Source organism: Saccharopolyspora sp. NPDC045839 (genome assembly GCF_056431645.1).
Map to the genome: position 1 here is coordinate 34266 of NZ_JBWKKH010000033.1, position 13696 is coordinate 47961.

Sequence of the window (13696 nt, forward strand, 5' to 3'; positions counted from 1 at the left end):
ATCGACGCACGGCAATCCGGAGCGCCGCCGTTGCGATGGCCGCGGCGGCGGTGGGGGGCAGCACGCTGGTGCTGGCCGGTTGCGGGAACCAGGAGTCCAATGAGGACAGCGCAGCTGCGCTGCCCCCTTCCACCACCGAGATCACCCGGACCGACCTGGTGGAGAGCAAGACCGTGGACGGTTACTGGGACTTCGCCTCGCGCCGCGCGGTGAAGGCGGCGGTGGACGGCACCGTGACCACGGCCGCCACCGTGGGCAAGACGGTGGAGCGCGGTCAGGCGCTCTACAGCTTGAATGCCAGGCCGGTCGTGCTGCTCTACGGCACGACGCCGGTCTTCCGCGACATGAAGCTCGGCGACAAAGGGCCGGATGTCCGGCAGCTCCACCAGAACCTGCGTGCTCTGGGCTACGGCCGCGGGCTCAAGGCCACCCAGGAGTTCGACGGCGCCACCGAGGCCGCGGTGAAATCCTGGCAGAAGGACCTCGGCATCATCGACCCCAGCGGCGTGGTCGGCCAGGGCGATGTCGTCTTCCAGCCGGAGGCCGTCCGGGTGGTGTCCGCGGACGCACCGCTCGCCGAGCGGGTCGGCCCGGACAAACCGGTGCTCACGGTGGCATCTCCGCAACCGATCATCCTGGCCGACCTCGATCAGTCCGATCAGGACCTGGCCAGAACGGGGACCAAGGTCGAGGTCACCCTGCCGGAAGGCACGACCGTCCACGGCGAGGTCTCCAAAACCATCCAGCCCGCCGCCACCGCTGATCCCGGCGGCGGCGGGACAAGCGGCAGTTCCACGCAGCCGGGCCTCAAGGTGGAGATCACCCTGGCCGAGTCGGTGCAGAACGCGGGCGCCCAGGGCACGGCGAGCGTGCGGTTCGTCCAGGAAAGCCGCCAAGGCGTGCTGACGGTCCCGGTGGAGGCGATCGTGGCGCTTCGGGAAGGCGGGTACGGGCTTCAGGTCGTGACCGGCGACCAGGTTCGGGTCGTCCGGGTCGAGCCCGGCATGACCGCCGACGGGCGTATCGAGGTGACCGGGCCAGGCTTGGCCGAAGGCATGAAGGTCGGGGTGGCCACGACGTGAACAACCCGGCACCGGCCGTCATCGAGCTGCGGGAAGCCACCAAGACCTACCCCGGCGGCGTTCATGCCCTTCGCAGCGTGAACATGCGGGTGTGCCAGGGCGAGCTGGTGGCGATAGTCGGTCCATCCGGATCCGGTAAGTCGACGCTGCTCAACCTGATCGGCACCCTGGACAGGGCATCGAGTGGCCAGGTCAAGGTCGCGGGGTACGACGTGGGCGCGTTGTCCGACACCGAGCTCTCAGCGCTGCGCGCCCGGCACATCGGGTTCGTCTTCCAGCATTTCCACCTCGCCCCAGGACGCGATGCGGTGACCAACGTGGCCGACGGACTCCTCTACGCGGGCGTCCCCCGCAGGCAGCGTCGCGACCGCGCCCGCACCGCTCTGGAACGGGTCGGGCTGGGACACCGGCTCGGCCACGAGCCGAATCAGCTCTCCGGCGGGGAGAAACAACGGGTGGCGATCGCCCGCGCCCTGGTCGGCGCCCCGGACCTGCTGTTGGCCGACGAGCCCACCGGCGCGCTGGACACCGCATCCGGTGAGGTGGTCATGGAGCTGCTGCGCGAGCTTCACCGGGCAGGCACGACCGTCGCCGTGATCACCCACGACAACGACATCGCCGATGCGATGCCACGACAGATCCGGTTTCGAGACGGTGAGATCGTCTCCGATGCGTGCACGAGTACCGGGGTCGTCGCGCGCCAGGAGGTAAGCCGATGAGCGGGAGGCTTACCGCCGCACGCATGTCGCCTGCCGACATCCTGCGGACCGGCGCGACCGGCTTGCGAGCCCGGCGCACCCGGGTTGTGCTTTCCGCCCTGGGCATCGCGATCGGCATCGCGACGATGGTGGCCGTCATCGGCCTGTCCACGTCCAGCCGGGCGGATCTCATGTCGCAACTGGATCGGCTGGGCACCAACCTGCTCACCGCCGAGGCAGGCAAGGACTTGGACGGCAATCCGGTCAAACTGCCCGAGAACGTGGTCGCCATGGTGAATCGGATCGGGCCTGTCGAGAAGGCCACCGCGACCGCCGAAGTCGATGCGCGGGTCCGCCGCAGCGACGTGGTCCCCAAGGAAATGCCCGCGGGCGTGACCGTGCAAGCGGCCCGCTTGGACCTGCTGGATGCCTTGAACGCTCAGGTCGACGGCGGAATCTGGTTCACGCCGGCCAGTGAGAACCTGCCCGCAGCAGTACTCGGGCACATCGCCGCCGAACGCCTGGGGGTGACCGTTGCCGGCGAGAGAATCCTCCTCGACGACACCTGGTTCGTCGTCATCGGCGTACTCGCCCCGGTTGAACTCGTGCCGCAGTTGGACCGGGTAGCCATGGTCGGGTTCCCCGCCGCCGAGCGCTACCTCGGGTTCGACGGGCACCCCACCACGGTCTTCGAACGATCCTCGGACGAATCGGTGGAAGCCGTCCGCGGTGTCCTCGCCCGCACCGTCAACCCCGGCGCCCCGGAATCGGTCAACGTCAGCCGGCCCTCCGACGCGCTCGCCGCTCGCGCAGCCACCGACAAGGGACTGACCACGCTCATGCTGGGGCTGGGCGCCGTGGCGCTGCTCGTCGGCGGTGTCGGCATCGCCAACACGATGATCATCTCCGTTCTGGAACGCCGGCAGGAGATCGGTCTGCGTCGCGCCCTCGGCGCGACCAAAGGCCACATCCGGATGCAGTTCCTCACCGAATCCCTGCTGCTGTCCGTGCTCGGCGGCGCGACCGGTGCGGCATTGGGAGCGATCGCAACCGCCATCTTCGCCGCCGCACAGGGATGGACCGCGGTCGTCCCGGCGTGGGCGCTGGGGGGCGGCATCGGGGCAACACTGGTCATCGGCGTTGTCGCCGGTCTCTACCCGGCCATCCGCGCCTCACGACTGCATCCCACGGTCGCTCTCAACACCACATGAACCGCAAGACGGCACGCAGGCGAGCAGAGCGCGGGAGGTCATTGCCGATGATCCTTTCAGCTCGTCCGCCCGGTCACATCGGCGGCGCGATGAACAGGCCTCGGTCGACGTCGTTGTGCGAGCGGGCGGCGATGAACTCGTCCATCTCGTTCGCGGTGCCCCACTGGTCGGCGTTGGCGGGATCGGTCAGGTCGTAGATGTGCGGGTGCCAGGTGTCCTCGTCGATGATCTCGAGCTCGGTCGTGTATTCGACGGTATTCCCGGCGTGGTCGAGGAAGTAGCTGAACGAGTTGTCCCCGGCACGGTGCCGTCCCGGTCCCCAGAGACGCTCGAAGCCAAGGCGGTGCAGGCGCCCGGTGCCACGCATGAACTCGTCGACGCCGCGCATCTCGAACGAGGCATGGTGGAAAGCGGCATGCGGACCGCGTACGAAGCCGAAGCTGTGGTGGAAGGTGTTGCACCGCAAGAACCACATGATCTCGCGGTCGCCGACGCGCATCGTGTCGGACAGCCGGAACCCGAGGTTTTCGACGTACCAGCGGACGGTCACTTCCGGGGTGGGCGTGTTCATCAGCACGTGCGAAAGCCGTACCGGCACGGACTCGCGCTCCTCGATCCTGCGGTGCGCCCGGACCGCGACGTCCGCGGAGACCTCGACGACTCGCCCCTCGTTGTCGAAGAACCGGACGCCGTAGCCGCCGCCTGGTGTGTCCAGCACGCGGGGTTCGTGGACGAGCGTCACTCCCTTGCCGATCAGCCGCTCGGTCAGGGTATCCACGTCGGCGGGGCCGGCGGCCCCGAACGCGACGAGGTCCGTGCGCTTCTGGTCGCCCTCGCGCAGCCGGACGACGTACAGCTCCGGGGAGCCCTCGGCGGCGAGAAAGGAAACCCCCGAGTCATTGGCCGTCTCCGTCAGCCCCCACGTCTCACGGTAGAACGTGCGCTGTTCGGCGAAGTTCGGCATCGCGATGCCGACGTGCCGCAGGTGTGTGATCAGACCGGTGGCGTGCATATCAGTTCCCTTCTGTTGCCGGTAGGCCGAGCCGGTCGGTCAGCCAGTCGACGATGGCCGGCAGGACGGGGCCGGAACCCATGTGCCCGCCGGGAAAGAGCCGCGCGGTCTTCGGGTCACCGTGCTCGAGGGCGAGGTGGATGTCGGCGGCGGCGTTCTGCTGATCGTCCTTTCCGTTTACCAGCAGCAGCGGGCACGACTTCAGGTCCAGAATCCCCTGTTCCAGCAAGGAAAGTTCGGGGCAGCGCGCGACGTAGTCCGCGAAGGTGGTGCCGCCGAAGATGCGAGCGCGGGCGGGCATGAGGTCCATCAGGTAGGACGAGGCGTTCCGGGACTTCTCCTGCCATTCCGGCTGGAACGTCAGGTGCACCCCGCCACCCCAGTTGACCGCGGCGGTGAGATGTTCGCGGTGCGTGTGCGCCAGTTTCATCGCCCAGTACCCGCCGAAGGACAGCCCGAGGGCCGCGACCCGATCCGCGTCGAGGTCGTTCCTGCTCCGCAGCCAGTCGAACACCGGATCCCACTGGCGTTCCGCGTCCGGGCCGGCCAGCACCGGAGACTGCCCGACACCCGGCTTGTCGATGTGCACCGTGGCGAAACCACGTTCGCGCAGTAGCCGACCGCGGGCGTAGCTCTCCTCCTTCCACACGTCGATTCCGCCCCACATCAGCACGATCGGTGACCTGGCCGCGCCGGAGCCGGGTGGCCGGGCCACCAGGAACGAGACGGAGTCGCCTTCGCCCGCGCGGCCGTCGAACGGGACTCTGACCTGCTCGACGGGCGTGTTCTCCAGTTCGCAGACCCGGGCGAAGTAGGTCCGAGCCAGCTCGTACGCGGCCAGCTTGGCAGGATGGATGGGCGATGGGTATCGCCCGAGGAACGCGAACTGGTATGCCTGCCACCAGTTCTCCAGCGCGGTGCCGCGGTCGCCGTCGACCTCGGCCCGCTCGGCCGCCGCCGCGAACTCCGCCGCGCCGCCGAGCCAGTGCTCCGCCCAACGGACCGGGTCGACGCCGGGAAGCGTCTCGATGTACCGGGAAGCCGCGGCCTCGCCGATGGCGTTGAACGGGTTGCGCCGCTGCGCGAGATGCGTGCGCAACCACGACTTCGCCGCGGGCAGGGACGGGGCGGTTTCGTCGGGCAACCGGACCTCCTCATTGACGTCGGTCATGCCGGCAGCGCCATCCGTTGGTGGCACGCCTCGATGAGCGGATACGAATCGCGATGTCGTTGCTCCTGCTCGAGGCCTGCGATCGCGACCGATGTCTTCACCAAGACCGCGCACCGTTCCCGACGGCGGTCCATGAATGCCTTGAGGGCCTTCCGGGTGTCCTGGCAACGGTCCAACTCCTGCGCCAGGACCAGGCCGTCCTCGATGGCGAGTGCGGCCCCGCTGGCCATCTGCGGCGAGGGCGCGTGCGCGGCGTCGCCGATGACGATGCTGGCCCCGTCGGACCACGACGTGTCGACGAACGCGGTCTGCACGGGCCGTCGAATCACCGAATCGGACCGTGCGACCTGGGGGTGAATCTCGGCGACGCGGCCGGAGAACGGTGCCAGCAGCTCTCCCATCCGCGGGGCGAGGCCGGCATCCGGAAGCACGTCCGGTCGAACCCCGTTCTCGGTGAGGAAGACGTATGCCTGGCTCGGGGAGATCGGCACGACTCCCGTCTGGTGGCCGGCACCGGCGAAGGTGTGGATGCTGGTGGCCCAGTCGGGACGCGGCACGAGGGCCCGCCACACCATCTGGCCGTGATAGTGAATCGGAGTAGGACGGCCGATGAGGTCACGAACGACCGAACGAATGCCGTCGGCACCCACGAGCAGGTCGACGGTTCGCACCGTTGCGTCGGTCAGTTCGGCGCGTGCCTGACCGTCCCCCTCGTCCAGGCGGGAAACGCTGAGTCCATAGTGGATCCGTGCACCGAGCCGCAGCGCCTCGGTGCGCAGGATTCGGTGCAGTTCTGGGCGCGCGATTCCCGCCATGGCCGGGCGATCCTGGCCGATCAGGCGCGGGAGCTCGATCGGGTTCGCCACCCCGTTCGCGTCGACGTTGGTGATCACGCTCATGCCGTATCCGGCGGCAAGGCACTGATCGGCCAGCCCCAGGCCGTCGAGCGCACGAAGCGAAGGGCCGGTCAGGCTCAGCCCCCATCCGGCGGCGGCACCCTCGGCGCCCGTCTCGATGACCTCGACGAGCCATCCCCGCCGAGCCAGGGCGCTCGCTGTGGTCAATCCCGCGATGCCGGCACCGACGATCAGCGCTGAACGCGCGCCGTCACTGTTCTCCATAGGTCCTCCATGCCGCTGTGCTCGGCCAAGCTAGGTCGGCAGGCCCCGGTTCCCAATCCGGTTCAGGCGGATGTTGTCCGGTTCCGGCAACGGTTCCGGAATCGGATGACGACGTCTGGAACCGGACAACGACCTCGTGGCCGCCGACCTAGCTTGGCCGGCAGGAGGACGACACGTGCGCATCGGCAACCTTGCAGGACGTCTCGACGCCGCGGGATGATTGCCTCGCCTATCAAGGAGGTGAGCAGTGCCGTCGGGTCCCCTCCGTGATTTCGTCATCACGAAGTCCGGCAATCCGGTGAACCTGCTCCACTCGGCGGCCCGGCTCTTCGGCGGGGCGGTCACCACCAGCCCCCTCGGCCCCCTCGCCGGCGGTGAGCACGAGGTACGCGGTGTCGCGGCCGCGGACTTCGCCGTTGGCTACTTCGCCTCCTCGTTGGCGGTGCGGGTCGGCACGGCGCCCGGCAGGGACTCGTACTTCGTCAACCTGGGCCTGGCCGGTGAGATTTCCGCGAGCCGTGGCGGCAGGCAAGCCGTCCTCAGCCGGGCAAGGGCCGGGGTGTTCAATCCGGGCGACGCCCAGGAACTTCGCCCGAACCGGCCGGGGACGAGATTCCTGGGCCTGCGGATCGACGCCGGACTCGTCCGGCGAGAACTCGCGGCGCTCACCGGGCGCCCGACCGGTTCCGCCGTGCGTTTCGACCTTCCGCTCGACCTGTCCGAACCGCGGGGCAGGGCGGTGAAGCTGCTGATCGGGTCATTGATCGAGCAACTCGACTCCGGCGACCCGCTGTTCCAGCGGGAGGAACTGCAACGGAGCCAGTTGCGCTGCATCGTGACCGCGCTGCTGCTGGCCCAGTCACACACCCATACCGCCACGCTGCGCGGCGTCCCCGGGGTGCCGCATCCCAGAGCGCTGCGTGCGGCAGTCGCCTTCGTCGAAGCCAACCTGCCGGAACCGATCTCCCTCGGCCAGATCGCGGAGGCAGCCGGGTGCAGCGCGCGGACGATCAGCAGCGCGTTCCGGGAGAAACTCGGGACATCTCCGATGGGTTACGTCCGCAACCTCCGGCTGGACCGGATACGCCACGACATACTGTCGACCGGTGACCGGATCGGAGAAATAGCGTATCGCTGGGGCATGACCCATCTTGGCCGATTCGCAGGCGAGTACCGTTCGCGGTTCGGCGAGCTTCCGTCGACCACCGCCGCCCGGAGGTAATTCCCACAGTCCTGGAGGCAGTCCGTGGGCGAATCGCGATCCGCCCCGACTGCTCGACGCATCCCGGAGGGCTCCGGCCGATGTCGAGCGCCACCCGGCAGTCCTTGAGACCGAAGGTTCGGGCGATGGCGTCGATCAGCTCGACATGATCATCCATCCAGGGTTTCGCACCTGGGAATATTGATGGTGCGCGATACTGGGATTGAACCAGTGACCTCTACCGTGTCAAGGTAGACATCAACATCGCCCTGACCTGCGGTTTTAGAGATCCCGCAGGTCAGGGCGGTTCCGTTGTGGACGGTTCAATGCAGTTTGATGCAGTTGAGCGCACATCGATCCTCCCAAAATCCTCCCAAGTTGTCGCTCCCACCCCAAACATCGAGGACCAAAGTCCCGGCAATGACCGGACGGGCGGTGCCGTTGCCTGCCCGCTACGGCAGCAGTTCGCGCGCCAATTCTGAAGCGAGCCAGGGGCTGGACAACACGGCCGTCGAGCCCTCACTACGAGCCGCGGTCGTTCCCCACACTCGACCGGTACCGCTGCCAACGACGCCAGCGAACTCGACCCGATTGGGTGATCGTCATGGGATACACACGTTTGCGCTACACAAGTTACGGCGACCCGCGCTACACCGCCTATTACTGGAACCTCCGCGGCCGACAACGCTCCGCGGGCACCTTCGCGCGGCAGCGCGACGCAGAGCGGGCGTGGCGGCGCGCAGAGGCGCAGATCGCCGACGGCAAGTTCGTCAACCTCGCCACCGGACGTCAGCGCTTCACCCGCTACGTAACCGAGGTGTGGCTACCCAACCACGTCATGGAACTCAACACCCGCCAGGGCTACCAACAGATCACCCAGAAGTATCTGCTGGACGAGTTCGGGGCGATGCGGATGAACGAGATCCTGCCCGACCACATCCGCGACTTCCTCCGCCGCCTCCACGCCGACGGGGCGTCGGCGCACACCCTGGCCCGGTGCAAGACAGTGCTCTCCGCGATCTTCACCACCGCACTCAACGACCAGGTCATCTACTTCCACCCCTGCACCGGAGTCAAGGTCCCGTCAGCACCGAAACGCCCCCTGCGCATCCTGACACCCACCGAGTTCAACGACCTCGTCGAGGCCCTGCCCAACGAGAAGTGGAAACTGCTGATCGAACTCGCCCTCGAATCCGGCGCACGCTGGGGCGAGCTGACCGAACTCCGCCCCTGTGACTTCCATGCCGCCATCCGAACCTTGACCATCGCGCGCACCGTCGTCGAAGTCCACCCGCCGTCGGCGACCGGGCAGCGGTTCGTTGTCAAGCACTACCCCAAGAACGCCGAGTACCGGCAGCTGCGGCTCGGCAGCACCCTCACCGATCGGATCATCGCCCACATCCGCGAGCACGACCTTGGCGACTACGACCTACTCTTCCCATTCCCCACCAGCAACGGTCAAGATTCACCACCAAGCACACCCATCCCGACGCTCAGTGAGCCTTCGCTTCCCGGGCACGGCAGTCTCACCCGCTACAACCAAGGCTGCCGCTGCACCCACTGCCGCCACACCCTCGCCACCTACCGAGCCAGACGCCGCGCCCACGGCAAAGACCGTCCTAACCAGGGTCGCAGTCGTGACACCGACGGTCATCTGCCCCGCGACTGGTTCCGTCTCCAGATCTGGTATCCGGCCCAAACCCGAGCCGGCCTCACCCGCAGAGTCCGCATGCACGACCTACGCCACACCCACGCATCCTGGCTACTCGCCGGCGGCGCAGATGTGGAAACCGTCCGCGAACGCCTCGGCCACGCCAGCCTCCGCGCCACCGAACGCTACCTCCACACCCTCCCCCACCACGGAGACACCGCCATCACCGCACTCAACACCATTCGGAATGCTGCATATGCGGCATGAGTGCCGCCGCCACGGTCACTCATGGTGGTGACCAAGGCGGTGACGATCACGCCGAGGACGGTCCCGGCAGCAGCCGCCGCGGAATTCTGGGGAGGCAGGTTCGCCGGCTGGAAGCCGAAAGCGCTGGGTGTGGACGTCACCACCAGCAACCGCCGGCGTGGGCCAGGCAGCAGAGTCAGACACAAGCGAGTCACTTCTCTCGTTACGTTCGCATCGCCGGCATCCAGGGCGTAGGTTGTGCCGGGCACTGGAACCAGCACCGCTGGTGGTACTGGAGCTTTGATGCGTAGAGAGGTTCGTGAGTGACTCCGCAGCCGGGATTGTTCCCTGTTCTCTCTGCCCAGCGGGAACGCCATAACCTGGCCGGGTACTCGGACGTGGACGCTCAGCGAGCGGCACAGGAACTTGGGTGGGGCTCACGGTTGGCGCCGAGGAGAACGCTGCTGGGCGCCGATGTGCATCCGGTGGTCGAGATCGACGCTCGGGCGCACGCCATGCGGAAGCGAAACGGCCAGCCTCCCACCCTGGATCGGGACACGCTGGCCATGTGGGAATGGCCGGAAGCCGCGTCCGTGCGTGCGCCTGAAGTCGTCAGGGTCGTGGGCGTGCTGAGCAGGGGGCGGTCGTGGCGTCCCGCTTTGTCGGGCGCTGCCCGGCTGCGAGGCTTCTGCAGCACAGCTGTGCTGGCGGACTCCCCCATGGGCGCCGAAGAATCCGAGTGCTTGCTTGAGTGCAAGCTTCGGGGCGTGGGCCTGGTGCAGATCGAGGATTCAGGTGACCTCCGTGTTGTGGAGCCCGCCCGGCGGGGACGGGCTCCACAGGCACGGCGGAGCACGCTCGATCGGTGGATCGAGGAACTGCTTTACCGGGACCTCATCGAGACCGGGGTTTTTGACTGAGTGGTTTCTGCCGCGGGGCGGCGCCTACCACCTTCGTCCATGCAGTCAAGAAGTCAGGCGTCGACCAGTCGCGGTACAGCCGGCCTGACGTGAGTCCTCCGATCTCCTCGTAGTGGAATGCTGCGATCTTGCACTGCTCGATCCAGCTGTTGCGCCGTGCCGCTGGCGTCAACCGCGACAGGAACAACTCGTCTTTGATGTCGAGCAGCCGTTGGAACGAGTGGCAGAACGCGGCGTCGACCCGCTCCTCGGTGTCTTCGATCATGACGAAATGATCGAGCCGTCGACCGTTGCAGGTGTCGCACACACACTCCCAGTAATTCGCTTGATCCGGCGTTAGCGGGATCGCACCGGCAACCTTGTCCGTCCCCACATAGGAAAGGCAGTGCGGCACCAGAATCGACACGGGCCGCTCACCAGGGCGACCGCCACCCTTGGACGTGACCGGGTAGAGGTGTCGAAGCGTGGGTGTAGTGCCAACTGCGGCAGACAGCGCCCCAAAGCACAATGCGCCCAGCGCCGAAACGTCGCTGCGCAGCAGTAGGACCGGGGTGTCGAGCGCGAGCAGCCGGAGAAGTCCTCGCAAAGCAGCCTGCACCCCGAGCGGGTCGCCTTGGTGCTCCAGGACGAGAGCGACCGCGACGTCATATGCCGCGATCTCGTCGCACAGCTTCTCCACATTGTCACGGCTCTTCAGCCAACTCAGGTGGAGTGGCAGACAGGCGATGGCGTCGTCGCCAAGCCCGCGGGTTTGCGCCAGAACGCTCTGAAGGCCCGCGTGGTCTTCCTCGCCGATGTATCCGGAGTCTGTGAGGACAGGTCCTTGTAGCCGACGCTGCGAAGCGATCCACTGCTCGTCGAACGTCGCGTCGGCGAGGTAGCGATTCTTGCCCTTGTACCGCTGGGCGTCGCACAAGATCGGCCGTTCGAATCCGTGCTTCTTGAGGGCCAGACCGTCCCGTGGTGCATCCGCTCCGGTGAGTACGAGGCCGGATCCGGGACGCTCCCTCACGAGTTCCGATGCGGCGGCTGCCTGGTCGGTTCGGCATTGAACGAACAGCGTTCCCTGAAGATCGTCCTTCCATCGGAAACGCCTCTCTGCCGATGCCGGTGCCTCAGCTGGCTGGCTTGCTGGGAACGGCAGGGATTGGGCGGTAACGGACGAGTTCGCAGCGGCGCATCGATCAGTACCCGACATAGCCCCTCTCACGGTCGCGCAGCCGGGCGCGTGGCCCGCAGGACCGCTGTCGCCGCGAGCCCACCGTCGGGGGCTTGCGGCGCCTTGTAAGCTGCGGGTAGCCAAACCATCAGCCTTCAAGGCGATCCTGACCCGACATCCGTGTCGGGTATCACAGAGAGTACTGGCCACGCCCGACAGAACCAGGGCATGCCAGCGGGATCCTGTGCTTGGAAGCAACTCCGACTCCATGCCTCGGAGACCATCGCCTGACGTTTCAGCAGGCAGCTCATTGAGAAAGGCAAGCTGAATGGGGCGCCTGGAGATCAAACTCACTCAGAAGAATGTGTCACATGTCATATGATGGATGCGGTTTGATCGCCTAGGATCCCGATCTTCGTAGATCGACTGCGGACGGTCACGTCCTCGCCGGTTCGCCATGGTGCGTTCCACGCAGGGGGAATCTCGGCTCGGAGTTCGCGGATCCCGGCCAACAGCGTCACGCAGGCGGCATTTGTCTGGCCGAGCTCGCCTTGGAAACCGGTGCGCGCTGGGGCGAGCGGAACCGAACTGCGATGCGGCGACCTCCACGCCGCGACCAGGACAGTGACCATGTCCGGGTCGCGGACGACCCCACGCACCACTGGATGTCGACGCGCCGTTCCGACCGGTGTTGCCACGTCGAGCGCCCCCGCTCCGTGGACAGTACTGTGCCGGGCCCGCCCCGCTGCTCGGGGCGCGTAAAGCCTGGTTGCGCCTGGCGTCAGCTCGCCGCATCCGACATCGCATCGCTGCCCGCCCACCTGGCCCGGTAGCTGCCAGGGACGCTGATGGCCAGCATGCCCCGCGCGAACAACAACCGGCCATCAGCGCAACGGACTCTGGTTATGCAACAGGTTCTCCCACCAATGCCCGACCCCGTACTCCAGGATGTAGATGCTGCACACCGGACCTGCTCGCGTCCACAGTTGACACTGGAGCCCCGGCGGGCTCAATGCTCGTCGTAGTGGTCGCCGTGGACAGCGTGGCGATGTCCGTCGTGGATGTAGTCGACGTGGTCACCGTGGGGAACGGCGACGTGGCCGCAGCCTTCACCATGAGCGTGCTCATGCCCATCGTGCACGACGTGCTCGCCTTGCTCGCACTCGTCATAGTGATCGTCGTGCACCCGGTGCAGGTGCCCATCATGCACGTAGTCGACATGGTCACCGTGGGGAACCACCACGTGCCCGCAGACTTCACCATGAGCGTGCTCGTGCGCGGGGTGCACTTGATGCGCCATCGTCACCATCGACCTTTCGCTCATTCCGGTCCTTTCATTGACCCGAAAAGCCTAATCCCAGATGCGGCAATGCGCATAGAGAAATGCGACCAGCGCAGACCAGAACCCCGCTGGCCCAGCTCGCACTACAGGAGAGCTGAGACAGCGTGGTGGATCGTCGTCAGGACCGCGTTGCGGTGCGGTACGAGGTAGAAGTGATCGCCCGGGAGGACCACGACGTTGCACCGCTTCCGGGTGAGCCGCCTCCAGCCCTGCACCTCCGCCACGGTGATCTCGGTGTCGTCGGCGGCGCACAACGCTGTGATCGGGCAGTCAAGCAGGGAAGGCGTGTTCACCAGCTGGTAGGTCTCGTCCACCTGGTAGTCCGCGCGGACCGCAGGCAGGAGGAGGCTTCGCACCCCCGGGGACGCCAGGACGTCCGCGCGGTCGGGCATGAGCCTGGCGAGCTCGGTGCACAGCTCGTCGTCCGAGCGCTGGTGGAAATCGTCGGCGCGGTGGCGGTGCGGTGGCTCTTTCGCCGAGACGAGGAGATGGCTTGCTTCCCGGCCCAGCTCGCGATGCAGGGCCTGCGCCGTCTCGTAGGCGACGGTGGCACCCAGGCTGTGCCCGAAAAAGACGAACGGTTGGTCGAGCCGGTCGCGGATACCGGCGACGACGTCCTCGACGAGTTCCGACATCGCGCCGCAGGCCGGCACGTTCCAGCGGTCTTCCCGTCCCGGGTACTGGATCGCGCAGACCTCGATGTCCGGCGGCAGCGATGACGACCACGACCGGAAGAAGCTCGCCGCGCCGCCGGCGTGCGGCATGCAGAACAGCCTCACCCGAGCCGCGGGCCTCGGGTCGTAGCAGCGCAGCGCCGAATCCGAATGCTGCAGCACAGGCCATCCTCTCCTGGTTGATCGACTTGGCGTCACCAGTCGTCAC

The 13696-nt window shown here is 67.1% G+C and carries 11 protein-coding genes; 5 read left to right on the plus strand and 6 right to left on the minus strand.

Annotation, left to right across the window (positions count from 1 at the left end; genetic code table 11):
• The first annotated feature begins 35 nt into the window (after positions 1-35).
• Genes AC07EQ_RS33845 through AC07EQ_RS33855 form a run of 3 tightly spaced genes read left to right on the plus strand, consistent with a single transcriptional unit; the run spans position 36 to position 2991 of the window.
• On the plus strand, positions 36-1082 hold the full coding sequence (locus AC07EQ_RS33845; RefSeq protein ID WP_478391896.1) for a peptidoglycan-binding protein: 1047 nt from the start codon (positions 36-38) through the stop codon (positions 1080-1082).
• Complete coding sequence (locus tag AC07EQ_RS33850; protein WP_478391897.1) at positions 1079-1801, plus strand: ABC transporter ATP-binding protein; 723 nt, start codon at positions 1079-1081, stop codon at positions 1799-1801. The genes AC07EQ_RS33845 and AC07EQ_RS33850 overlap by 4 nt, the downstream gene beginning before the upstream one ends.
• Positions 1798-2991: an ABC transporter permease gene (locus AC07EQ_RS33855; RefSeq protein WP_478391898.1), complete on the plus strand. Its 1194-nt coding sequence runs from the start codon at positions 1798-1800 to the stop codon at positions 2989-2991. The genes AC07EQ_RS33850 and AC07EQ_RS33855 overlap by 4 nt, the downstream gene beginning before the upstream one ends.
• A gap of 73 nt (positions 2992-3064) precedes the next feature.
• Here the strand turns inward: AC07EQ_RS33855 and AC07EQ_RS33860 are convergent, their stop codons facing one another.
• From AC07EQ_RS33860 to AC07EQ_RS33870, 3 genes are read right to left on the minus strand one after another with little or no spacing between them, the layout of a single operon-like run.
• Positions 3065-4003 (minus strand): VOC family protein, encoded by a 939-nt coding sequence (locus AC07EQ_RS33860; RefSeq protein WP_478391899.1) that lies wholly within the window; start codon positions 4001-4003, stop codon positions 3065-3067.
• Position 4004: 1 nt separating this feature from the next.
• Entirely contained in the window at positions 4005-5174 is a 1170-nt protein-coding gene (locus AC07EQ_RS33865) for an alpha/beta hydrolase family protein (RefSeq protein WP_478391900.1), read from the minus strand.
• Entirely contained in the window at positions 5171-6295 is a 1125-nt protein-coding gene (locus AC07EQ_RS33870; protein WP_478391901.1) for an FAD-dependent monooxygenase, read from the minus strand. Before AC07EQ_RS33870 ends, AC07EQ_RS33865 begins: the two co-directional genes overlap by 4 nt.
• Positions 6296-6542: 247 nt before the next feature.
• Between AC07EQ_RS33870 and AC07EQ_RS33875 the strand changes: the two genes are divergently transcribed.
• Together AC07EQ_RS33875 and AC07EQ_RS33880 are read left to right on the plus strand one after the other, a co-directional pair.
• Positions 6543-7517 carry a helix-turn-helix transcriptional regulator gene (locus AC07EQ_RS33875; RefSeq protein WP_478391902.1) on the plus strand — a complete coding sequence of 325 codons (975 nt, stop codon included), beginning with the start codon at positions 6543-6545 and terminating at the stop codon, positions 7515-7517.
• A 583-nt stretch (positions 7518-8100) separates the two neighbouring features.
• The gene (locus AC07EQ_RS33880; RefSeq protein ID WP_478391903.1) at positions 8101-9414 is read left to right on the plus strand and encodes a tyrosine-type recombinase/integrase; all 1314 of its coding nucleotides are present in this window, start codon (positions 8101-8103) and stop codon (positions 9412-9414) included.
• 873 nt (positions 9415-10287) lie between these two features.
• Here the strand turns inward: AC07EQ_RS33880 and AC07EQ_RS33885 are convergent.
• From AC07EQ_RS33885 to AC07EQ_RS33895, 3 genes are all read right to left on the minus strand, one after another.
• Positions 10288-11511, minus strand: a complete 1224-nt coding sequence (locus AC07EQ_RS33885; RefSeq protein WP_478391904.1) for a hypothetical protein — start codon at positions 11509-11511, stop codon at positions 10288-10290.
• A 970-nt stretch (positions 11512-12481) separates the two neighbouring features.
• Positions 12482-12781: a hypothetical protein gene (locus AC07EQ_RS33890; protein WP_478391905.1), complete on the minus strand. Its 300-nt coding sequence runs from the start codon at positions 12779-12781 to the stop codon at positions 12482-12484.
• 116 nt (positions 12782-12897) lie between these two features.
• Positions 12898-13650 carry a thioesterase II family protein gene (locus AC07EQ_RS33895; protein ID WP_478391906.1) on the minus strand — a complete coding sequence of 251 codons (753 nt, stop codon included), beginning with the start codon at positions 13648-13650 and terminating at the stop codon, positions 12898-12900.
• Between the last annotated feature and the right edge of the window lie 46 nt (positions 13651-13696).

Coding starts and splice junctions, on each gene's coding strand:
- AC07EQ_RS33860 (WP_478391899.1), bottom strand. CDS start 4,003: ATGCACGCCACCGGTCTGATCACACACCTGCGGCACGTCGGCATCGCG.
- AC07EQ_RS33855 (WP_478391898.1), top strand. CDS start 1,798: ATGAGCGGGAGGCTTACCGCCGCACGCATGTCGCCTGCCGACATCCTG.
- AC07EQ_RS33885 (WP_478391904.1), bottom strand. CDS start 11,511: ATGTCGGGTACTGATCGATGCGCCGCTGCGAACTCGTCCGTTACCGCC.
- AC07EQ_RS33890 (WP_478391905.1), bottom strand. CDS start 12,781: ATGGTGACGATGGCGCATCAAGTGCACCCCGCGCACGAGCACGCTCAT.
- AC07EQ_RS33865 (WP_478391900.1), bottom strand. CDS start 5,174: ATGACCGACGTCAATGAGGAGGTCCGGTTGCCCGACGAAACCGCCCCG.
- AC07EQ_RS33845 (WP_478391896.1), top strand. CDS start 36: ATGGCCGCGGCGGCGGTGGGGGGCAGCACGCTGGTGCTGGCCGGTTGC.
- AC07EQ_RS33880 (WP_478391903.1), top strand. CDS start 8,101: ATGGGATACACACGTTTGCGCTACACAAGTTACGGCGACCCGCGCTAC.
- AC07EQ_RS33870 (WP_478391901.1), bottom strand. CDS start 6,295: ATGGAGAACAGTGACGGCGCGCGTTCAGCGCTGATCGTCGGTGCCGGC.